The organism is Saccharopolyspora kobensis, assembly GCF_900108315.1.
GTDB lineage: Bacteria > Actinomycetota > Actinomycetes > Mycobacteriales > Pseudonocardiaceae > Saccharopolyspora > Saccharopolyspora kobensis.
On the sequence record NZ_FNVB01000002.1, the window covers coordinates 915762 to 936151 of the forward strand.

At 67.4% G+C, this 20390-nt stretch carries 20 protein-coding genes and 1 tRNA gene; 9 read left to right on the plus strand and 12 right to left on the minus strand.

Annotated elements, in window-relative coordinates; genetic code table 11:
• Positions 1-3 precede the first annotated feature (3 nt).
• Positions 4-1341 carry a recombinase zinc beta ribbon domain-containing protein gene (locus tag C4T78_RS04000; protein ID WP_177247402.1) on the plus strand — a complete coding sequence of 446 codons (1338 nt, stop codon included), beginning with the start codon at positions 4-6 and terminating at the stop codon, positions 1339-1341.
• Between the two features lie 731 nt (positions 1342-2072).
• On the opposite strand, the gene C4T78_RS37380 is transcribed toward C4T78_RS04000, so the two are convergent.
• The 6 genes from C4T78_RS37380 to C4T78_RS36890 all read right to left on the minus strand — a co-directional run bounded on the left by C4T78_RS37380 (position 2073) and on the right by C4T78_RS36890 (position 5892).
• Complete coding sequence (locus C4T78_RS37380; protein ID WP_351113733.1) at positions 2073-2489, minus strand: hypothetical protein; 417 nt, start codon at positions 2487-2489, stop codon at positions 2073-2075.
• Positions 2490-2511: 22 nt separating this feature from the next.
• Entirely contained in the window at positions 2512-3378 is an 867-nt protein-coding gene (locus C4T78_RS04005; protein ID WP_143185734.1) for a hypothetical protein, read from the minus strand.
• A 73-nt stretch (positions 3379-3451) separates the two neighbouring features.
• Positions 3452-3925 carry a hypothetical protein gene (locus C4T78_RS35940; RefSeq protein WP_143185733.1) on the minus strand — a complete coding sequence of 158 codons (474 nt, stop codon included), beginning with the start codon at positions 3923-3925 and terminating at the stop codon, positions 3452-3454.
• Positions 3926-4654: 729 nt separating this feature from the next.
• The gene (locus tag C4T78_RS35945; RefSeq protein ID WP_143185732.1) at positions 4655-5086 is read right to left on the minus strand and encodes a DUF6188 family protein; all 432 of its coding nucleotides are present in this window, start codon (positions 5084-5086) and stop codon (positions 4655-4657) included.
• Between the two features lie 55 nt (positions 5087-5141).
• Entirely contained in the window at positions 5142-5393 is a 252-nt protein-coding gene (locus C4T78_RS04015) for a hypothetical protein (RefSeq protein WP_093347094.1), read from the minus strand.
• A gap of 256 nt (positions 5394-5649) precedes the next feature.
• Positions 5650-5892 (minus strand): hypothetical protein, encoded by a 243-nt coding sequence (locus tag C4T78_RS36890; RefSeq protein ID WP_235863040.1) that lies wholly within the window; start codon positions 5890-5892, stop codon positions 5650-5652.
• Between the two features lie 137 nt (positions 5893-6029).
• On the opposite strand from C4T78_RS36890, the gene C4T78_RS04020 reads away from it, so the two are divergent.
• On the plus strand, positions 6030-6890 hold the full coding sequence (locus C4T78_RS04020; RefSeq protein WP_235863039.1) for a recombinase family protein: 861 nt from the start codon (positions 6030-6032) through the stop codon (positions 6888-6890).
• 20 nt (positions 6891-6910) lie between these two features.
• Here the strand turns inward: C4T78_RS04020 and C4T78_RS04025 are convergent.
• A tRNA-Leu gene (locus C4T78_RS04025) sits at positions 6911-6995 on the minus strand.
• A 137-nt stretch (positions 6996-7132) separates the two neighbouring features.
• Between C4T78_RS04025 and C4T78_RS04030 the strand changes: the two genes are divergently transcribed.
• Together C4T78_RS04030 and C4T78_RS04035 are read left to right on the plus strand one after the other, a co-directional pair.
• Positions 7133-8467, plus strand: coding sequence for a M20/M25/M40 family metallo-hydrolase (locus C4T78_RS04030; protein ID WP_093347091.1), 1335 nt, complete (start codon positions 7133-7135; stop codon positions 8465-8467).
• A gap of 56 nt (positions 8468-8523) precedes the next feature.
• Entirely contained in the window at positions 8524-9489 is a 966-nt protein-coding gene (locus C4T78_RS04035) for a tyrosine-type recombinase/integrase (RefSeq protein WP_093347088.1), read from the plus strand.
• Between the two features lie 143 nt (positions 9490-9632).
• Here the strand turns inward: C4T78_RS04035 and C4T78_RS04040 are convergent, their stop codons facing one another.
• A complete protein-coding gene (locus tag C4T78_RS04040) occupies positions 9633-10343 on the minus strand; it encodes a GNAT family N-acetyltransferase (protein WP_235863038.1) in 711 nt (236 codons plus the stop codon).
• A 100-nt stretch (positions 10344-10443) separates the two neighbouring features.
• Complete coding sequence (locus tag C4T78_RS04045; protein WP_093347085.1) at positions 10444-11397, minus strand: ankyrin repeat domain-containing protein; 954 nt, start codon at positions 11395-11397, stop codon at positions 10444-10446.
• A gap of 372 nt (positions 11398-11769) precedes the next feature.
• Between C4T78_RS04045 and C4T78_RS04050 the strand changes: the two genes are divergently transcribed.
• Positions 11770-12309 carry a thiamine pyrophosphate-binding protein gene (locus C4T78_RS04050; RefSeq protein WP_218161457.1) on the plus strand — a complete coding sequence of 180 codons (540 nt, stop codon included), beginning with the start codon at positions 11770-11772 and terminating at the stop codon, positions 12307-12309.
• Between the two features lie 214 nt (positions 12310-12523).
• Here C4T78_RS04050 and C4T78_RS04060 read toward each other — a convergent pair whose 3' ends face one another.
• The 3 genes from C4T78_RS04060 to C4T78_RS04070 form a co-directional block, all read right to left on the minus strand.
• Positions 12524-13747 (minus strand): PLP-dependent cysteine synthase family protein, encoded by a 1224-nt coding sequence (locus C4T78_RS04060; RefSeq protein ID WP_235863037.1) that lies wholly within the window; start codon positions 13745-13747, stop codon positions 12524-12526.
• Positions 13748-13898: 151 nt separating this feature from the next.
• The gene (locus tag C4T78_RS04065; protein WP_235863036.1) at positions 13899-15128 is read right to left on the minus strand and encodes a serine hydrolase domain-containing protein; all 1230 of its coding nucleotides are present in this window, start codon (positions 15126-15128) and stop codon (positions 13899-13901) included.
• Positions 15129-15270: 142 nt separating this feature from the next.
• Complete coding sequence (locus C4T78_RS04070; protein WP_093347080.1) at positions 15271-15831, minus strand: hypothetical protein; 561 nt, start codon at positions 15829-15831, stop codon at positions 15271-15273.
• 471 nt (positions 15832-16302) lie between these two features.
• Here C4T78_RS04070 and C4T78_RS04075 point away from each other — a divergent pair, with 471 nt between their 5' ends.
• Genes C4T78_RS04075 through C4T78_RS04090 form a run of 4 tightly spaced genes read left to right on the plus strand, consistent with a single transcriptional unit; the run spans position 16303 to position 20347 of the window.
• Positions 16303-17322 (plus strand): LacI family DNA-binding transcriptional regulator, encoded by a 1020-nt coding sequence (locus tag C4T78_RS04075; RefSeq protein WP_093347079.1) that lies wholly within the window; start codon positions 16303-16305, stop codon positions 17320-17322.
• Complete coding sequence (locus C4T78_RS04080) at positions 17319-18218, plus strand: carbohydrate ABC transporter permease (RefSeq protein ID WP_093347076.1); 900 nt, start codon at positions 17319-17321, stop codon at positions 18216-18218. Before C4T78_RS04075 ends, C4T78_RS04080 begins: the two co-directional genes overlap by 4 nt.
• 3 nt (positions 18219-18221) lie before the next feature.
• Positions 18222-19049: a carbohydrate ABC transporter permease gene (locus tag C4T78_RS04085; protein ID WP_093347074.1), complete on the plus strand. Its 828-nt coding sequence runs from the start codon at positions 18222-18224 to the stop codon at positions 19047-19049.
• 32 nt (positions 19050-19081) lie between these two features.
• On the plus strand, positions 19082-20347 hold the full coding sequence (locus C4T78_RS04090) for an ABC transporter substrate-binding protein (RefSeq protein ID WP_093347072.1): 1266 nt from the start codon (positions 19082-19084) through the stop codon (positions 20345-20347).
• Positions 20348-20390: the final 43 nt, after the last annotated feature.

The window sequence follows — 20390 nt, forward strand, 5'->3', positions numbered from 1 at the left end:
CGGGTGAACACTGACCGCGGGTCGCTGGTGCGGTTCACTTTCTACGGCCGGATGTCGACTACCGAGTACCAGGACCGCGTGACCTCACGGGGCTGGCAGCTCGACGTCGCCGAAGAAACCATCGCCGAGCACGGGACGATCGTGGCCGAGTACTTCGACCAAGGCTGCTCACGCCGGTGGTCCTGGACCAAACGCCCCCGCGCCGCGGCCCTGCTGGCCGCCGCACAACGACCGGATCGTGGCTTCGACGCCGTGGTCATCGGCGAATACGAACGCGCCTTCTACGGCGACCAATTCCAGACAGTACTGGCCGCCCTGGCCGACGTGGGCGTGCAAGTGTGGTTACCGGAAGCTGGCGGACCGGTGGATCTCGAGAACCCGGCGCATCAGGCGTTGATGCTGCTGCTGGGCTCGCAGTCCCGACAAGAAGTGCTGCGAGCACGCCACCGGGTGCTGGCGGCGATGCGCACACAGGTCCGCACCCAGGGCCGGTTCCTCGGCGGCCGACCACCCTACGGCTACCGGCTGGTCGATGCCGGACCACACCCCAACCCTGTGCACGCCCGCTGGGGCCGCCGGCTCCACCGACTGGAACCCGACCCCGGCCACAGCCGGGTGGGTGGGGTGGATCTTCCAGCAGCGCGCCACCGGACGCAGCATCGCCGGCATCGCACGCGACGAACTCAACCAGCGCGCAGCGCGGAATACCGTGCCCGTCCGGTGCCGACCCCGGACGCAACCCGCACCGCACGGGGCAGGAATGGATCACGCGCACAGTCGGAGAAATCCTGGAAAACCCACGCTACACCGGGCGGGCAGGTCTGGAACCGGCACACCACCTCCCGCAGCCACCGCACCGCCCGCCGCGCCGGCGGCACCGGAGGCCAAGTCAACGAACGGGACTGGGCGGTATCGAAAGCACCCGCACATCCCGCACTGGTCGACGAGGCGACGTTCCAGGCTGTGCAGGGGATGCGCGCCGCCCGAAAGAGCCAGGACGGAGACACCCGCACCTACCTGCTGGCGGGACTGATCATGTGCGGAGTGTGCGACCGACGGTTCGACTCACACTGGGTACACAACCGCCCCGGCTACCGATGCCGCCACGGCCACACCAGCGCACGCACCCACACGCCGATCCCGAAGAGCACCTACGTCAGAGAAGACCACCTACTCGACGGACTCCGAGTCCAGCTGAACGAAGCTACCGGCGACAACACGTCCTTGGCCAACTACCTCCGCACGAATAGCCTCGTGATCGTCTACCGCGACCCGGACTGGACCATCGAAAAAGCTCAGGGCCGACCAGTCGCAGGACACTCACCGTCACGTGCGTGCTGACAAGCACCTCGCAGGGATCACGGGCACGGCCACTGGCCCCAGAAGGACCAGGTCCAGGTTGAGTCGGTCGTCGTCCTCGCTCGGCCTGTGGTTGCTCTTTGCTCGGTTCGCTGGCGGGTGCCTGCTGGGCGCGAGCGTCCACAGCCGCGGGCTGGCCGGTGGGACGTGGCTGCGGTGGCGATGGTCTCGGCATCTGGTCGGCAACACCGGTGATGACGCTGATGGCCTTCAAGCAAGGTCGCTAGCTCTTTGTGGTGGCCTGAGTTGTCTGCAGCCCTAGGCGGCATGTGCCCCCCTCTCCCGCTAATGGCCTATTCGCAGGCCTACGTGGATCCATTCAAGACAGTTGCGGTCAGTTCACAGCCGTTCAGCGCACAGCTCCGCTCCCCATTTGCTCCCCACGGTGCTCCCCGCACCCCACGGGATTCATTCGCCGAGCATGGAACATCTTCACGGGCTACTCCATCCCACGGCCGATTGCAGACTTCTCAACTGCTGCTGCGCCGCCAAGCCAATCTTCTCCGGACTGACCCCTCTGACTGTCATCGACTTTGCCGCCTCCGCGAAGTCATAGTCCGGTAACGGCACGAGCAACGTCCAGGAGCCCCGCCACAGCCGGGCGATGCCGTTACCTGACCACTCGCTCGCGGACCCCACCGAACCTGGCAGCACGGTGGTAAACCACGCTCAATGCCCGAAAGGCAACTAACCAGCGCCGAGCCAAGCAAGCCCTACGAGGCCAGAAATGAACGGATTTCACTAACCGTTGTGTACCATTCTGAGATCCTCTGGCCGCCCCTTGTCGATGAACGATACGAAGATACATACCGATCAGGATGAACCAAAATTGACCGCTTTCTAGGAAAGCGTCCAATCAACACCATCTTATCGTGCACCCGGACCTGCTCACCGAATCTGTACAGTTCAAATCCTCGGAGAAAATTTGCCCGCTCTGGCGGAATGGCTACGGTGAGCAGCAAAGCACGGCTGCCGCCCTCAAGCAAGAGCTGCAGCTGTCGCCGCCAGCTCGACTCATATTCGGATCTCGACCAGTACTGAACCAGCGATTCGAACCTTTCATCCAAATTACCAGCCACTATTCTGCCAATCGGCAGGTCGGGATCGCCATCCGAACACTCCCCATCCATAAAACCTACGTAGAACACTGTTTCAGTCCGACTCCCCCAGGCTCTCCCACTGCGCCCTGTTCACCCCATCCGAGTCCGGCACTACCGCACACCAATCACCCATCACCCTGTCCGCCAGCATGAATGAGAAACCACCACCCGTGACCTCAGAGAGCGTATCGGCGCCACCGGGGTAAGACCGATAGAACAACTCGCCGGGCAGCACCGGCGCCACGAAGGCCGTGAAGTCCTCCTCCAATAACTCAGGCCTGGGTTGCAACACCGGATCGCTAGCCACGCAAACCAGTGAACGTGGTCGCATGAGCCGGGCCAGCTCGGCAACGTTCTCCCGAGTCACGCGGAACCAACGGCGCCCGTAGGCACCGTACGCCCAGCGCTCGCACAACAAGGTGAAGCGCTCGGAGGCCTTCGCCACCATCTCCCAGAAACTCTCGTCAGCTACAGCACCAACGGGCTTCGAGATCGCTACGGGCTCAGGAGCTCCGTCGCGCCACTGGAGAATCGCATCCTGACAAGGGAGTCCTGCCAGATCAGCGGCTACCGCTCGCGTCGTGTAGAGGTGTACAGCCCCGCCCCATCCCGACTCGATCTGAAGTCGCCCCGGAATGAAGAGCTGACAATACGGCCCACGCCCGGCCGCCATGTCCTCGACAAGATCAATCGCCTGCGGGAACTGGACCCCCACGCCGTTGCGAAGGCCGAGATGCCTGTCGGGAAGGGGTTCATTCACCAGCAGCTCACCGACCTCCAGGAAGTCAATACCACTCTTCGCAATCACCGCACCGAGCACCTGGCGCAGTACCGCCGCATACGAACTCCAGGCACCCGCGTCCGCCAACTCCTCTCGCACTCGCTCACTGCGAGGACTGATGACCAACTCCTTGCTCACTTCGCCAACCATTTCAGCCCCCGCAGCTCTCCATTAGCTAGCTGTCCGACCCACTACAAGGACGGATGAACTCTCAACTTCGACCAGAAACCGCGATGGACCACAGATCGCCAGGAGCGAGCAGGTCCCCCTCACCTGCGGACATATCTACAACAATAAGAATTACATGCGTGTTCACAACACGGTAGCTCCGGTACCCGAATTGCCTGCCACGCTCCTCCAGCGAATAATCACCGCCCGCTTCTATTTCAGCCCGCAAAGCACTAAAAGAAATTGCATCCGATTGCACGCTGAACGCAGCCTTCAGAGCGTCAGGAATAACAACCCCATGCACGAGCCTATGCGCCTGAACAGTCACCCCTTCACAGCATCCAGCATAGAGAGCAAACTCAACAATACCGTAGTCGAGACGAAGAGACTTTCCATTACGATCTACGACACACTCATTACCTAGCGCCTCATAGATATCCTCGGTCGACGACCCAACACCCACACCCGCGACGGTGCCCGTCACCGCTACGTTCGACAGGAAACCGATGACCGTCATTCTATATTCCCCAACGCCTTAATAAGGAAACTCATCTCCGAAGCCCGATTGCGGGCATTACCCCAATTGTGATCATTCATCTCCACCATAGCGGACCGCACCTTTGCTATTAGATCGCGCAATATGCGACCACATTGCGACCACAATGACCCCAAAAACGAAACCAGCGGGTTCACCTTTCGGCAAACCCGCTGGTCACAACCGTCGGGATGACAGGATTTGAACCTGCGACCCCTTGACCCCCAGCTAAAGCGAGGGACAGCGGCATGCTCAAGCTCATTCTTCGAGGTCGCTGCACAGTCTACCCGGCGAAGTAAAGGAGTCCACGACACTCGCCCCCAACCGCTTTGCCGCCCGCACAGCACAAGGAGGCGCGCCGGGCCGCTGTCGTACCTCAACCCCACACACGCAGGATGGTTCCTCCGTCCAGACGAGGACGAAGGGATGCGCGAGCTCGGCCCCGCACACGCTGGGGATGATTCCGCGCCGAGACCTACTTCCGAGGTGTCCAGGCCTCGGTCCCGCGCACACGGGGAGTCGATCCGGATCCGCGACCGCCCGCTGCGGATGGACGTGAACGACACCCGCCTCTCCGCGACCGAACTAGTCGGGAGGTTCCACGACAGCCATACCGATGTGGAGGCCGAGATCATCACGTCGAACGGGCTCCGAAGCGGGCGGACCGCGCTGAACAGGTGAAGGCGCGGCATGGGGGGTCATACTATTCGATTATTTCCAAATTCCACTATCACTCCACACCGCAATTTCACCTCCAGGCATGCAGGTAACGCGCTTTCCCCCTGGGCCAACAAGACCCCAGGATTCATAATCATCATTCGGAGCAACATTCAGCGTCATACCGCTCCTCTCGAATCCGATCACGAGATCCCCAGCGCTTCGCACCTCAGCCGAGCCAATGACGTCGCGCGCCAATTCGACGAGATGGGCAGCTGCAACACCTGGGGACTCGGGATCGAAAGATACTTGATCCCCGACCGAGAGCTGGAGGAGAACCTCGGTCTCTATGCGTAGTTCATAATCGCCGCTGGTTCGAAGCATGAGACTCGCATCGAAGCAAACTTGGACGACCGATTGGCCTTGAAGATTCAAATCGACTGCCACCACGTCCACCCCTTCGGAACCAAGCCCCAGAATCCCCACCAAAAGTCGATTCTCGTGGGGATTCCGCGGGACTTGGTCGTGTTCTTGCCATTTCTTAATTTGCTTCGATGATCTCCCGGGCAACCTCCATCAACGCGGCCATCAGCGCTGCTGGGAATTCACCGAATTTCGGGTCGACACTGAGCACCGCAGACGACCAGTCGCCCCCTTCAGGAACAACAACCGCAGCAAAAGAAGATGAATTGTGATCATCAATGAAGCGAAATTCGATCACTCGCTCCGGCACGGTCACGTCCTCGAAATCCACCACTTCGATCTCGCGCTCACCGACCTTCAAAGTACGCATCTCAACACCTCACTGCCCTCCAACACCGCTGGACCCAAACCCAACAGAACCGCGAACCAGAAACCCCACTCTGACACCTTGACCAGCGAGGAAGCCCCACCGCCCTCCGCGCGGGAACCTCTCCTCACGCAAAGCTGCCCACACCAAAGCACCCAACCAGCCATAACGCCACCGACCTGCTGAAACAGTGCAGATCTTAATCCACAAACCCCACTGGACGAGCCGAACGTGGTCCTGGCAGGACCGACCGCAAGCCTCAGCCCTGCTGGCCGCGGTGGAGCGCCCGGATCGTGGGTTCGATGCGGTGGTGGTCGGTGAATACGAACGCGCCTTCTACGGCGACCAGTTCGAGGCGGTCGTGACACGGCTCAACGCGCTCGGGGTGCAGGTGTGGTTGCCCGAGGCTGGTGGGCCGGTGGAGCTGGGCAGTCCGGTGCATCAGGCGCTGATGGTGCTGCTGGGTGCGCAGGCACAGCGTGAGGTGGTGCGGGCTCGGCATCGGGTGAAGGCCGCGATGGGAGCCCAAACTCGATCGGAGGGTCGTTTCCTCGGTGGCCGCCCACCGTACGGATACCGCCTGGCCGACGCTGGACCGCACCCCAACACAACCCACGCACAGTGGGGCGACGTGTTCACGTGCTGGAACCGGATCCCGAAACCGCACCGTGGGTCCGGTGGATGTTCACCGAGCGAGCACGTGGCCGGTCAATCGCGTCGCTGGCACGGGAACTCAACGACCGCGGTGTGCCCTGCCCAACCGAGGCCGACCAGACCCGCAATCCGCACCAGCCAGCAGGGCGGTGGATCGCACGCACCATCGCACTGATCCTGCAGAACCCGCGCTACACCGGCCGCCAGGTCTGGAACCGGCACACCACCAAGGGCCACGGTGGAGGGCGCACCGGCGGCCGCGGCTCCGGGCAAGTGCTCCGGAATCCAGTGCAGAACTGGGAGGTATCCGAGCGCCCGTCTCATACGCCGTTGGTCGACGAGGTCACGTTCGTCGCCGTTCAAGGGAGCCGGGCCGCACGACCTGCCAAGGACGGCCAGGCACGGGAGTATGCGTTGGCCGGGTTGGTGGTGTGCGGGGAATGTGGCCGTCGGATGGACGCGCACTGGGTCCACGGCCGTCCCGGTCATCGCTGCCGCCACGGCTATCGAGCCGGCATACCGCGACCAAGTCAAGCATCCCGGACTGTCTACGTCCGCGAGGACCACCTACTCGACGCCTTACCGGGACTGCTCAACCAGCAAGGCTGGAAACCTCCCGATCACGATGTGACGGACGAGGTTGATGAACAGCTCCATCGAGCGGGGCTGGAGATCGTGTGCAGCCACGCAGGCTGGGAACTCAGGCCGACACCATACCGTGCTGCTCAAGAACAGGTGGCTTTACGCGACCCAACATCATCAGCGCTCGAGATGGACTACATAGTCGACCATCAAGAAGACGGACCCACCGCCAACTACGAGAATCGCCAGTTGCAGAACTGCTGAAACCCCGTGGGGTAAAAGAGTGTCCGAGGGGGGACTTGAACCCCCACGCCCTTAATCGGGCACTAGCACCTCAAGCTAGCGCGTCTGCCATTCCGCCACTCGGACATCTCGGGTCACCCTCGTTCTCCGGGGGTTCCCGCTGTGTTGTGTAGATAGATTAGCCCATGGTCATCCGGGGGTCGACGGCACCCCCCTCTTTCGGGCTCGGGTGATAGAAATGCCTGGTGAGCGAGCACAGCGGTATGTCCGGTACTGATCATGAGGCGGGGTTGCGGCTGGCCGAGGAGGAGGTTGTCGGCCTGGCCAGCGACTTGATCCGCATCGACACCACCAACACCGGTGATCCTGAGACGCTCGTGGGCGAGCGGGCCGCCGCCGAGTTCGTGGCCGGCAAGCTCAGCGAGGTCGGGTACGAGGTCACCTACGTCGAGTCCGGGGACCACCCCGGGCGGGGCAACGTCATCGCGCGGTTGCCCGGGGCCGACTCCAGCCGGGGCGGGTTGCTGGTGCACGGGCACCTGGACGTCGTGCCCGCCGATCCCGCCGAGTGGTCCGTGCACCCCTTCTCCGGGGCCGTTCAGGACGGGTACGTGTGGGGCCGCGGTGCGGTCGACATGAAGGACATGGTCGCCATGAGCCTGGCGATCGCGCGGCGGTTCAAGCGGGACGGGATCGTGCCGCCCCGGGACGTCGTCTTCGCGTTCCTGGCCGACGAGGAGGCCGGGAGCTTCCACGGGGCGCAGTGGCTGGTCGACCACCGGCCGGAGCTGTTCGAGGGGTGCACCGAGGCCATCAGCGAGGTCGGCGGGTTCTCCGTCACGCTGAAGGACGGTGTGCGGGCATACCTGGTGCAGAGCGCCGAGAAGGGCATCCGCTGGCTGAAGCTGCGGGTCCGGGCGCGGGCCGGGCACGGGTCGATGGTGCACGACGACAACGCCGTCACCAAGCTCTCCGAGGCCGTCGCCAAGCTGGGCAACCACCGGTTCCCGCTGGTGCTGACCGACTCGGTGCAGGAGTTCCTCGCCGGCGTCACCGAGATCACCGGCTGGGACTTCCCGGAGGACGACGTCGAGGGCGCGGTCGCCAAGCTCGGCAACCTGTCGCGGATGGTCGGGGCCACGCTGCGCGACACCGCCAACCCGACGATGCTCACCGCCGGGTACAAGCACAACGTCATCCCCTCGGTGGCCGAGGCCGCGGTGGACTGCCGGATCCTGCCCGGTCGGGAGGAGGCGTTCGAGCGGGAGCTGGCCGAGCTGCTGGGGCCCGACGTCGAGCGCGAGTGGGTCGGGCTGCCGCCGGTGGAAGCCAAGTTCGAGGGGCGGATCGTGGACGCCATGAGCGCCTCGCTGATCGCCGAGGACCCCGGGGCCAAGGCACTGCCGTACATGATGTCCGGCGGCACCGACGCCAAGTCGTTCAGCCGACTCGGCATGAGCTGCTACGGCTTCGCCCCGCTCAAGCTGCCCGCCGACCTCGACTTCAGCGCGCTGTTCCACGGCGTGGACGAGCGCGTCCCGGTGGATGCGCTGCAGTTCGGCGTGCGGGTGCTGGACCGGTTCATCCGCAACAGCTGATTGTCGGGGGTGTCTGGTTTCATCCACCCGGTAGTTGATCATCGGGGAGGTGCGGCGTGGACCTGGCGCGCTTGATCGAGATCTACCTGGAGCACTTGCAGGCGCGCAAGCTCGCGGCGAACTCGCTGCGGGCCTACCGCCGCGACCTGGAGTCGGTGGCCGGTGAGCTGGTGGAGCTCACCGGCTCCACCGCCGACCGGTTGCCGGTGGAGCGGGTCGACGCCTCGGTGCTGCGATCGGCGTTCGCGCGGTTCGCGGCGGCCCGGTCGGCGTCGTCGGTGACCCGGGCCTGGTCGACCTGGAACGGCTTCTTCGGGTTCCTGGTCGTCGAGGGCGCAGTGCCCGGCAACCCGATGCAGGTGATCCCGAAGCCGCGCAACGCGCCCTCGACCCCGAAGCCGCTGCAGGGCGAGGACACGCCCGAGCGGCTGCTGCGGATGGTCGCCTCCGGAGCCAGGCGGGCGCGCAACCCGTGGCCGGAGCGCGACCTCGCGGTGCTGGCCACGCTGCTGTGCACCGGTGTGCGCTCGGCCGAGCTGCTGGATCTCACCGTCGGGTCGCTGGCCGGGCGCGACGGCGACCGGCGGCTGCACGTGCACGGCAAGGGCGGCAAGAACCGCTCGATCCCAATCGAGGACGCCTTGGACGTGCTGATCCAGAACTACCTGCGGTCCAGGCGCGAGCGGTTCGGCGAGCGGATGCCCGGCGGAGAACCGCTGTTCGTCGATCACCGCGGTGAGCGGCTCCAGCGCGGTGGGCTGCAGTACCTGGTGCGGCAGTCGTTGCGGGCCGCCGGCGTGTCCGACCGGGTGCAGCCGGGCGCGATGGTGCACGCCCTGCGGCACACCTTCGCCACCCGGCTCGCCGAGGACGGGGCGAACGCCGCGGAGATCGCCAAGCTGCTCGGGCACTCGTCGATCAACTCCAGCCAGACCTACATCGACGTGACCGCCCGCGAACAGCGGATGTCGGTGCGAGCCAACCGCACGCTGAACGTCCTCGGCGAGCTCTCCGGGGGCTAGTCGACGCGGGTCTCCCGTGAAAGGGGACCGATGTCGAGCGATCCGAAGCCTGCTCACCGAGCTCATCCTGCGCGTCGCCGACGACATCCGGTGATGCCGCCGGCGACAGCACCGGGCCCGCCCCAGCCGCTGCAGATGCCCACTCACCTGCCCGCCGTGGCAACACCGGCACGGCGGCGAGCAGCCTGTGGTCGTCTTGACGGCCGACGAGGCTGACTGATCAGCTGGTCGGCTGGTAGATGCACTCCGCGGTCGTGGCGTGCTTCCGCCACCCCAGCGTCTCGTAGAGCGCCCCGCCCGGCGTCCGTCGCGCCGAGCACGCCGCGCACCGAACCCGCTTCCAGCGCGTGATTCGCGAGCGTGCGCATGACGAAACCGCCCAGCCCGCGCCGCCGGTGCGCGTCCTCGGTCACCACCCGGTCCACGACCACCGCGTCGCCGACCGTCGCCATCTGCCCCTTCGCCGCCGGTGCGCCCGCCGCGTCATGCACCCGCACGTAGGTGACGGCGCCGCTGGTCTCCACCGTCGCGGTGTACCCGTCCGGCACGACTGGGTTCGTGGCCTGCAAATCCGTCCCCATCAGGTGCCCGGTCTCGTCCCAGGCGACGACCCAGCCGCCGGTCAGCCACGGCTCGACGGTCTCCGGCTCGCCGGGCATTTTCAGCCAGGTCCGCGGTGTCTCCGCCGCGCGGACGAGCGCTTCCTCCATGCGCGGCAGCACGTGCCGCCCGACCTCCGAACGGTTGTCCGGCACCTCTACGTAGAGGCCCCAGGGCTTTTCGACCGGCGGCGGGGTGCTGCGCGACAGCGCCCATCCCGCCACCCACGTCCGCATCGTTTCCTCGATCATCACGACCGGAGGTTACGAGCCTCCGCCTCGTGCGGGGCCGACGTTCCACATCGAGCAGCGCAGCAACCGGTCCACCACACCCCCAGCGACCGCCCTCGCAGCACTAGGGCTGCTTCCAGTGGTCGCGTTCGGGCAGCCGCAGCCAGCGGTCGGGCTTGCCGTTGATCGACCGGCTGTCGGTCAACCGCAGACCCGCGTAGGCGCAGCAGTAGGCGACGGCGTGGCGCTGGTAGAGGTAGGCCGCCAGGACCTCCTCGGCGGAATCATCGGCATAGGGATCACCGCCGGGGTGCAGGTCCCAGCCTTCGATCACGCCGTCACGGATGATGCTTCCCTGGTTGCCGCTCTTGGGGTTGGCGTAGAGGCCGTAGCACACGGTGCCTGCGGACAGCCGGGCCGTCACACCCGGCATCTGCGGCGCGTAGCCCCACGGCTGGCTGATGACGCAACCACCGGGCACATCGGTGGCCGCGACGAGCCTCATGTCCTGGTCGAAGGCGTACGGGTCGGGCTCGAAGCCCTCAACCAGCTCGGCCTCCAGCCGCTGCGCTGCTTCGGCGGCGCTGATCCCCGCGACGGCGGCCAGGCCGAGGCCCTCGGTGAAGTCCAGGGTGCTGAGGGCCGCGATCAACCGCCGCCCTTCGGCCGACGCGGCGGCTTCGTCCGGGGACAGCTCGAGCTCGCCGGGTTCGAGGCCGAACAGGTCGGGATTCGGCCCGGCCAGGCTGAGGCGGGCAGGTGACCAGCCCGCCATCATCGGCCGCCGCGGATCGGCTCCGGCGGCGACCAGGGCTCGCGCGTTGTCCGGGCGGTTGGCGTAGACCGCGAGCCAGAGCGCCGTGCGGCCCTCGTACTCCGCGTCGGGATCCTCGACGCGGCGCGCCAGCTCCGCGACCACCTCCGGCGAACCCCGCTCGGCCGCTGCGTGCAGGGGCCGACTCCCCCACACCGGGGCGTTCGGATCGGCGCCCGCGTCGAGCCGCGCCCGGATCTGGTCGTAGTCCGACCAAGCCCAGTAGCTCAGCCCCGCCCATCCGTTTCCTTTGGCAGTGACCATGTTCCTCCTTCGAGATGTACGACGTCGGTCAGCGATCTTGCCCGAACCCACCGACACGCAGCCGCGCGTTGGCCTTGACCTGCGAGGGAAATCCCCCGGGTTATCGCGATCCGCCCCATGGGGCCTGGGAAATCCTGTTACCTACGGGTTGCCGTCGGCAGGTGGATCGGCGGCGTGTGCGCGGGCTGGGGACGGACGCTCGACACCGGCGCGAAGCGTGCCGCAACGGCGATGCAACACCGCGGACCGCCCGGCGGATCCGCAGCACCGACACCGAAAGATTCCCCTGATCCTGCAACGGGATCCTGGCCGCGATCTCAACGCCTCACAGCACCGCCGGCTCACGACTCGATGACCGAGGATGAGAACAAGGTGACCGAGACCGATCACGAGCAGTCCGCGCAGTGGCTCCCGATAGAGCAGGAGAACAACCCGCGTCTGGACCGGGACATCGTCTTCGACTACCTCAGAACCGCCGGTGTCGACCGGCTCTACGGGGTTCCCGGCACCAACGAGATCCCGCTGATCGACGGTACCGACGTTCCGGAGAACCGGATCGAGTACGTGCTCTGCCTGCACGAGAACATCGCCCTCGGCGCCGCCATGGGGTACGCGCGGCACCGGCGGACCGGCAGCGGCGACGTCGTGCCCGGTGTCGTCGGGTTGCACGTCACCCCGGGCGTCGGTCACGCGATCGGGAACCTGTTCAACGCCTCCCGGTCGCACTCCCCGCTGCTTGTGCTGTGCGCGGGCTGGACGTGCTGCGGAAGTCCCACGACTGGGAGCCGAGCGGCCCGGCCGAGTACCTCGAACTCGACGGTGAGCCCCAGCTGTCGTTCGTGGAGCCGGCAGCGGGCTTCGGTGTCGACGGCTGCCTGGTCGAATCCGCGAACGACCTCGAACAGGCGCTGACCTGTGCGGTGCGGCAGGTCGACGAGGACAAGCCCTACGTCGTGGAGGTCCTCACCGACGCTGTCCTCCCGGACACCGCCGAGGCCGACATCAGCGCGAACGGCCGCATCGGTGCGCTGCAGGGGGCGCGGGCCAGCGGGTCATCCGGTACTTCGGCCCTGCTTGACCCGGCGACGAGCGGAGTGCCGTGCAGCTCGATCTGCACGGCACTCCGTCACATGTTCCACAGGACGGTCGCAGGCACCGGCGGCGCCGTCCAGGTCGCCGGCGGGTGCCACGTGCCGTGATCGAGGAAATCCTCGATGACCGGCACCCACGGGGTGTGGTCGATCCCGCGCTGCGCCAGCCAGTCGTCGTCGTAGTAGGTGTCGAGGTAGCGTTCGCCCGGGTCGCACAGCACGGTGACGACCGTGCCGGTCTCGCCCCGCTCGTGCATGCCGTGGAGGATCTTCAGAGCCCCGTACAGCGCGGTTCCGGTCGACGCGCCGGGCCGGACGCCCAGGCGGTCGGCCGCGACCCGCATCGCCGCGATCGACGCCGGGTCCGGCACCCGGATCATGCGGTTGACCAGCGGGAAGAGGAACGACGGCTCGACCACCGGGCGGCCGATGCCCTCGATGCGGGAACCCGGAGCGGTCGCCGCGCGATCGTCGTCCCGCCAGCCGGGGAAGAATGCCGAGTTCTCCGGGTCGGTGACGCAGATCTTGACCTTCCGGTCGCAGTACCGGGCGTAGCGGGCCACGGAGGCGACGGTCCCGCCGGTACCGGCGCCCATGACGAACCAGTCCGGGTCCACGGCCTCGATCACCTCGGCGGCGATCCCGTGATCAGCGCGCCAGTCGTAGGCCCGCTCGGCGTAGGTGAACTGGTCCATGAAGTGACCGTTCGTCTCCTGCGCCGTCTTCCGGGCCACCGCCGAGATCGCCGCGCCGGACGCCTCCTTGATCTCGCCGCCCAGCTCGCTGATCGCCTTCTTCTTCCGCGCAGCGGTGCCCGCCGGAACGACGGCCAGGAAGCGCATGCCGAGCTCCCGGCAGAACCACGCCTCGGAGATGGCCGTGGACCCGCTGGACGCCTCCACGACAGGACCGTCGCTGCGCAGCCAGCCGTTGGCGAAGGCGTTGAGGAACAGCGCTTCGGCGAGCCGGTGCTTGTGACTCTTCGTGGGATGCACCGTCTCGTCCTTGATGTACAGCTTCAGCCCGGCCAGCTGCGCCGGAAGCGCGATCTCGTGCAGCGGAGTCACCGGGCGCGGCATCGAACGGATCCGCGCGACGCAACCGGCCACCCACCGCCGCTCGTCCCGGTAGTGCGGATTGTCCAGATCGTCCAGTCCGGGGAACTCGCCGACGACCACACCATCCCGGCGCTGCGCCGGGACGGCACCATCCGCCAACTCCGCCTCGTAGGGACGAAGCTCCGGCTCTGACACAGTCACGCGAACCCCCACGGGAAAACGGGAGGGCTCCGTCGTCCCCTCCGCCGAACATCACCGCACACCAACATAAAACGCCGCTTCCGGCATAACCGGAGCAGCTGACGAACCGCGCGCCGACGAGTGACGATTAACGCCCGATGGGATGCCCGCGTCAGCCGCCGCCCGGCGGGTCGAGGGCCACGCCGGTGATGGCCTTGATCTCCTGCAGGCAGATCTCCTGCATCGGAACCTCGTCGTAGTTGCTGAGGACGACGCCGACCCAGCCGGTGTCCGGGTAGATGGTCCAGTTGGCGGAGCTGCCGCCGGTGCCGCCGCCGCGCCCGATCACCCACTGGCCGCCGATGATCGAGACCGGCATCGTGTACGCCTCGTAGGACGAGGGGCCGTGGCCGGGGAGCTTCGGCCCGGCGAGCAGGTCGGCGTAAGGGCGATCCAGCACCGTGCCGTCGTACAGCGCGTTCGCGAACCGCACCAGGTCCGGCGCGGTGGCGAAGCCGTCGCCCGAGGCGTGGCCGATGAAGCCGCGGCCCGGGTTCCGCTCCCCCGCGTCCAAGTTGTGGACGGCGTCGACCCGGGTGCCGTCCGGCTGGAGCAGGTACGAGTGCGCGATGTGCTCGTCGGTGAGCCACTGCTCCCTGGTGTAGAACGCCGAACCGGTCATGCCGCAGCGGCCGAATACGTGCTCGTGCACGTAGTCCCAGAACGTCGTGCCGGTCACGGCCTCCACGATCTGCGCGGCGATCGCCAGAGCGGCACCGCCGCCGGGGCGGTGGCTGTTGTCGCCCGAGCCGGGAACCGCCACCAGCTCGGCCTGCCGGGTCCACTGCTCGTGGTACTCGTGCACCTCCGCCTTGCTGTGGAAGACCCGTCGCCAGTCCGGCATCGGGGCGTCCAGCCCGGAGAGCGGCGTGAGCAGGTGGTGGACGGTCACCTGCTCGGCGATCTCGCGGGCGAAACCCGACAGATAGGTGCCGACCACGTCCGACAGCGACACCTCGCCCTGCTGCACCAGCTGCAGGACGGCCACCGACAGGAACGGCTGGCTCGCCGATGAGAGGTTGACCGCGACGTCCTCGTGGTTGCGGATCCCCTTCGCCTCGTCGGCCATGCCGTAGCTGCGCGAAAGCACCGTCCGGCCCCGGTGCGACAGCAGCACCACGCCGGAGAACTTGTCCGCCGCGGCCAGCTCCGCCACGTACCGGTCGTAGGCCCCGCCGGGCTGGGTGTCCGGCGGGATCCGGTCGCGCCACGACGGCTCGGGCGCGGCGGAGGCTGCGCGGCCGAGCCCGGCGCCGAGCAGCGGCGCGGCGGCCACCAACCCGCCCCACCCGAGCAGCCGCCGCCGGTCGACACCACGTGCGGAATCCGAGTACACGATCACAGTCCTTCCTCGATCGGCGAAACCGCGCGCCACTCCTGTGCGGCGGTACACGTCTCCACCGAAGACGTAGGACTGTTGCCGTGGCGTATGCGATTTTCGATATGCCCGCGATACACCCGACCACGCCTCGGCCTCCGCTGAGTCAGCGGGCGAGCTTCAGCGCCCTGGCGTAGCGGTTGATCGGCGGGAGCCAGCAGAAGATCAGCGTCAGCAGGCCGCAGGGCCAGGCGGCCACGAGCAGGCCGCCGACGACGTCCGATCCCATGGCGGAGGTGCCGATCGCGGCGAAGTGCACGATGAAGGCGAGCACCGAGAACACGGTGAGCAGCACTCGGGCCCAGATCATTCGGGCGAAGACCGTCCACACCAGCAGCAGGACGCCGAAGCCGATCTCGATGCCCGCCCAGGTGGCCATGGCGCCCTGGAAGTCGGCGACGAAGCCTTCCCACTGGCCGGTGCTGCGCATCAGCTCGACGAACGAGTCCTCGCTGAGGCCCGCTTCGTCCATCAGGGCGGGCTCGATGCGGTTGATGTTGTTGACCAGCTCCTCCTCGGCCAGCCGGCGGCCGCCGGCGAAGTTCAGGATCCCGGCGACGATCGGCAGCAGTCCGGACAGCCCGGCGAAGAACTGCAGGACGATCAGCACCACCGGGCGCTTCGGCGCCTGCATGGGTGCAGGCGCGGCGACGGGTGCGTAGGTCATGTCGGTGTGTCTCCTCTTGGGTGTGGTGCCAGGCCACCGCCCGATGCGCCGGGGAGCCGGTTCCGGCTTTCGGGGCGGCAGTTGCTCAGCTGCGGCCCACCCCGTTCCGGTTCAGCGTGCCTGCCAAGCGTTACCCGCTCGATATCGACGTCGCCTCCGAAAACCCTTTATCGGCAAAAGGAATCCGGAGATCAGCCGTACTGTCGTCGAGATCAGCCACGTTCGTCCACAGTGGTCCGATATGGGCGGCGTGTGGGCAGTTCGCCGGAGCACGCGGCCGAGGAACCCCCTCACCGCGATGCGCTCAGCGCGGGCTCAGACCAGGCGGCGCGGGCATCCCGAGCCGTGATTGACACCGCACCGGAGCGGGTGGCACTATCGCCGCCACACAGCTTGGAAACGTTTTCAGTTCTCCTCGGATCCGGGCTGGAAACGTTTCCGCGGTCCGGCCGCGAACGACATGGAGGGACGATGACGTCGACACGGGCCACGCTCTTGCAGGTGGCCGAGCGTGCGGGGGTTTCGCTGGCGTCCACCTCCCGCGCCCTCCACGGGACCGGCGCGAGCAAGGCGATGGTCGAGCGGGTCCGGGCGGCGGCCGCCGAGCTCGGCTACAGCGTGGACGCGATCGGGCGGTCGCTGCGCATGAAGAAGACCTTCCAGATCGCCTTCGCCATCGCCGACATCGGCAACCCGGTCTACGTGGAGATGATGCGCGGCATCCACGAGGTGCTCGCCCCGCACGGCTTCCGGGTCGTGGTCATGACCACCGGTGACACCGCCGACTCCGCCGCCGATCTGGTGCGCAGCCTCAACAGCGGCTTCGTCGACGGGATGATCCTCGTGCCGCTGCGAACCGACGACCGGTTGATCGCGGAGATCCAGCAGGCCCCGGTACCCGTCGTGGTCATCGGGCGCGCGATGAGCGACCACGGCGTCAGCTCCGTCTCCACCGACTCCGCGGCCGGCATCGGCGCGGCCGTCGAGCACGTGCGCTCCTGCGGCCGCCGGCGCATCGGCTTCCTCAACGGCCCGCTCGACACCACACCGGGCACCGCCCGGCAACGCGGCTTCGACGCGGCGGCCGGCGGGTTCGAGCACGTCGAGACCGAGATCGCCGACGACTTCACCGTCAGCGCCGGACTGGCCGCCGCTCGGCGGCTCTTCGCCCGCGCGTCCGGCCCCGCGGAGCAGCTCGACGCCGTCGTGGCGGCGAACGATCTGCTCGCCATCGGGGCGATCCGGGCCGCGCGCGAGTTCGGGCTGGCGGTGCCCGGCGACGTGGCCATGACCGGCATGGACGACACCGAGCTCGGCCGCGTGTTCCTGCCGAGCCTGACGAGCGTGTCGCTGGGCTCCACCGAGCGCGGGCGCGCGGCGGCCGAGCTCGTGCTCGGCCTCACCGACGATCCCGGCCAGCCCGCGCGGCAGGTCGCCGTGGGACCCGAGCTGATCGTGCGCGAGTCCACAGCGGACGGACCGGCGTCATGACCACTCCCATGGTGCGCGCCCGGCGGCGCGAGGTCGCCGCGCTGGTCATGCCGTCGCTGATCCCGATCCTGGTGCTCAGCATCGCGCCGCTGGTGGTCGGGATCGCGCTCGCCTTCACCGACGCGCGGCTGGTTCGCAAGCCCGACTACGACGTGGTGGGGCTGGACAACTTCGCGCGCCTGGCGGGCAACTCGCTGTTCTGGGATTCGCTGCGGATCGGCCTGATCTGGACGGTCAGCGTCACGCTGCTCCAGCTCGTGGCCGCCATGGGCCTGGCGCTGCTGCTCAACTCGGGCCTGCGCCTGCAGGGCCTCACCCGGGTGCTCGCGCTCGTCCCGTGGGCGATGCCGCCGGTGGTCGTGGCGATCATGTGGCAGATGATCTACTCGGCCAACGGTGGCCCGCTCAACGCGTTCCTCGGCGGCATCGGCCTGCCCGGCGACATCAACTGGCTCGGGGACTTCTCCACCGCACTGCCCGCCGTGATCGTCGTCGGCGTGTGGGTCGGGATGCCGCAGACGACCATCACGCTGCTGGCCGGCCTGCAGCAGATCCCCGCCGACCTGCACGAGGCCGCCGCCGTGGACGGCGCCGGGGCCTGGCGCCGGTTCACCTCCGTGACCTGGCCGAGCCTGCGCCCGATCGTCACCTCGATCACGTCGCTGAACTTCATCTGGAACTTCAACTCGTTCGCCCTGGTCTACGTGCTCACCGAGGGCGGCCCGGGCGGGCGGACGATGGTCCCGGTGCTCTTCGTCTACCTGGAAGCGTTCAAGAACCGCAACCTCGGTTACGCCGCCGCGATGGGCGTCGTGCTCGTCATCGTCATCGTGGCCGTGCTCGCCCTGTACCTGCGGTCGCAGTTCCGCCACGACCGCACCGAGAAAGCGCGGTGAGCCATGCGTCCCCTGATCCGCCCCGCCCAGTACGCGGCGCTCGCCGCCTACCTGCTGTTCCTCGGGTTCCCGCTGCTGTGGCTGATCTCGGCCTCGGTGAAGTCCTCCGCTGAGCTCAACTCGCTGTCGGTGAGCCTGCTGCCGCAGCAGTGGCACTGGGAGAACTACTCGCAGGCGCTCGACCGGCAGGGCCTCATCCGCTCCGCGTGGAACAGCCTCGTCGTGGCGCTGGCGTCGACCGCGCTGGTGGTCCTGATCGCGCTGCCCGCGTCGTACGTGCTCGCCCGGGTGAAGGGCAAGGTCCGGATGGCGGGCGTGACCTGGATCCTGGTGAGCCAGGTGTTCCCGGTCGTCCTCGTGGTCCTGCCGCTGTTCCTCGTGCTGCGGACGTTCGGGCTGACCGACAGCCTGGTCGGGCTGGTGCTCGTGCACACGACCTACATGCTGCCGTTCGCGCTGTGGATGCTGCAGGGCTACGTCGCGTCGGTGCCGGTCGAGCTCGAAGAGGCCGGGTCGATGGACGGCGCGAGCCGGTTCACCGTGCTCCGCGCGATCGTGTTCCCGCTGCTGACACCGGGCATCGTCGCGACGGCGATGTTCAGCTTCGTGGCCTCGTGGAACGAGTTCTTCTTCGCCCTCGTCCTGCTGCAGTCACCGGAGAACTACACGCTGCCGATCACGCTGAAGATGTTCATCGGCGGCGAGGGCAAGGTCGCGCTCGGGCCGCTCGCCGCGGGAGCGGTGCTCGCGGCGATCCCCAGCATCGTCTTCTTCACCCTCCTGCGCCGCAGGCTCACCAGTGGGCTCATGGCGGGGGCGGTGAAGGGATGAGTTTCACCCGCACCAGCCGTGAAAGGTGGACAATGAGGTCCAGACGCACGTCAATCGGCTCCTGCCTGCTGACCGCGAGCCTGCTGCTGACCGCTTGCGGCGGCGGCGAGTCGGGGCCGGTCACCCTGACCTTCCAGTCCCTGTCCGACCAGCCGGCCGCGATCGAAGCGACGAACAAGATCGTCGAGGCCTGGAACCAGCAGCACCCCGACACCCGGGTGGAGGTCGTGCCCGCGGGCTGGGACGGGGTCTACGACAAGCTGATCACGCAGTTCAACTCGGGCAGCGCACCCGACATCGTGCACTACGAGGCGGCCGGGATCGTGCCGTTCGCCAAGGACGGCTACCTCGCCGACCTCACCCCGCACCTGTCGGAGGAGAAGCGCGCGGACATCCCGAAGGGCGTGCTCGACTCCGTCACCGCCGACGGCAAGGTGATCGGCTACCCGACCGAGCTGCAGTCCTACGTGGTCTTCGCGAACAGGACGCTGCTCCAGCAGGCCGGCGTCGAGATCCCCACCGGCCCGACGATGTCGTGGGACCAGCTGCGGCAGATCGCCAAGGCCACCACCAAGGACGGCGCCTACGGCCTCGGCTGGGGCCTGTCGAGCCCGACGGCGGCGTTCGTCGCGCTGGCGCCCGGCTTCGGCGGGCAGTACTTCCAGGGCACCGGTGAGGCCACGACCGCCCAGATCGGCCAGGGCGAGATGGCGCTGCCCGAGCTCGTCGGCCAGATGGCCTTCCAGGACAAGTCGATCCTGCCGGTCACCCTCACGCAGTCCGGCGCCAAGGCGCTCGCGCCGTTCTACGCGGGCCAGGTCGCCATGACGGTGCAGGGCTCGTTCCAGGCGGCGAACATCGCGAAGGACGCCCCTCCCGGTCTCGACTGGATCGTGCTGCCGCCGCTGGCGGGACCGGCCGGGCCCGCGCAGGCGGCCAACCCGCAGACGCTGTCGGTGAACGTCGACTCCGAGCACGTCGAGCAGGCCGCCGAGTTCATCGAGTTCTTCACCAGCACCGAGAACCTGGTGGCGCTCAACGAGGCGGACGCGCTGATCCCGCCGACCACCTCGGCGCGCGAGGCGCTGGCCGAGAAGCTCGGCTCGCAGAACGGCTGGGACGCCATCCTGGCCACCGGTGAGCACCTGACCTCGGCGCCGTACCTGTTCGTCGACAAGTACGCGCAGTGGAAGGACACCGTCGCCACACCGGCCTACCAGCGGTTCCTCGCGCAGCAGACCGACGCCGCCGGGCTGGCCAAGGAGCTCACCGACGGCTGGCAGAACATCACGCGCTAGCACTCGCACGCGGACCGGCGGCAGCACCGCCGCCGGTCCACTT

What these genes read in the sequence shown, in the direction of transcription:
- C4T78_RS04070 (WP_093347080.1), bottom strand. Translation starts at nt 15,831, where the DNA reads ATGACCTACGCACCCGTCGCCGCGCCTGCACCCATGCAGGCGCCGAAG.
- C4T78_RS04085 (WP_093347074.1), top strand. Translation starts at nt 18,222, where the DNA reads ATGCGTCCCCTGATCCGCCCCGCCCAGTACGCGGCGCTCGCCGCCTAC.
- C4T78_RS04030 (WP_093347091.1), top strand. Translation starts at nt 7,133, where the DNA reads ATGTCCGGTACTGATCATGAGGCGGGGTTGCGGCTGGCCGAGGAGGAG.
- C4T78_RS04015 (WP_093347094.1), bottom strand. Translation starts at nt 5,393, where the DNA reads ATGCGTACTTTGAAGGTCGGTGAGCGCGAGATCGAAGTGGTGGATTTC.
- C4T78_RS04090 (WP_093347072.1), top strand. Translation starts at nt 19,082, where the DNA reads ATGAGGTCCAGACGCACGTCAATCGGCTCCTGCCTGCTGACCGCGAGC.
- C4T78_RS04080 (WP_093347076.1), top strand. Translation starts at nt 17,319, where the DNA reads ATGACCACTCCCATGGTGCGCGCCCGGCGGCGCGAGGTCGCCGCGCTG.
- C4T78_RS35940 (WP_143185733.1), bottom strand. Translation starts at nt 3,925, where the DNA reads ATGACGGTCATCGGTTTCCTGTCGAACGTAGCGGTGACGGGCACCGTC.
- C4T78_RS04045 (WP_093347085.1), bottom strand. Translation starts at nt 11,397, where the DNA reads ATGGTCACTGCCAAAGGAAACGGATGGGCGGGGCTGAGCTACTGGGCT.
- C4T78_RS04075 (WP_093347079.1), top strand. Translation starts at nt 16,303, where the DNA reads ATGACGTCGACACGGGCCACGCTCTTGCAGGTGGCCGAGCGTGCGGGG.
- C4T78_RS37380 (WP_351113733.1), bottom strand. Translation starts at nt 2,489, where the DNA reads ATGGATGGGGAGTGTTCGGATGGCGATCCCGACCTGCCGATTGGCAGA.
- C4T78_RS36890 (WP_235863040.1), bottom strand. Translation starts at nt 5,892, where the DNA reads ATGCCGAGCCCGCACCACCTCACGCTGTGCCTGCGCACCCAGCAGCAC.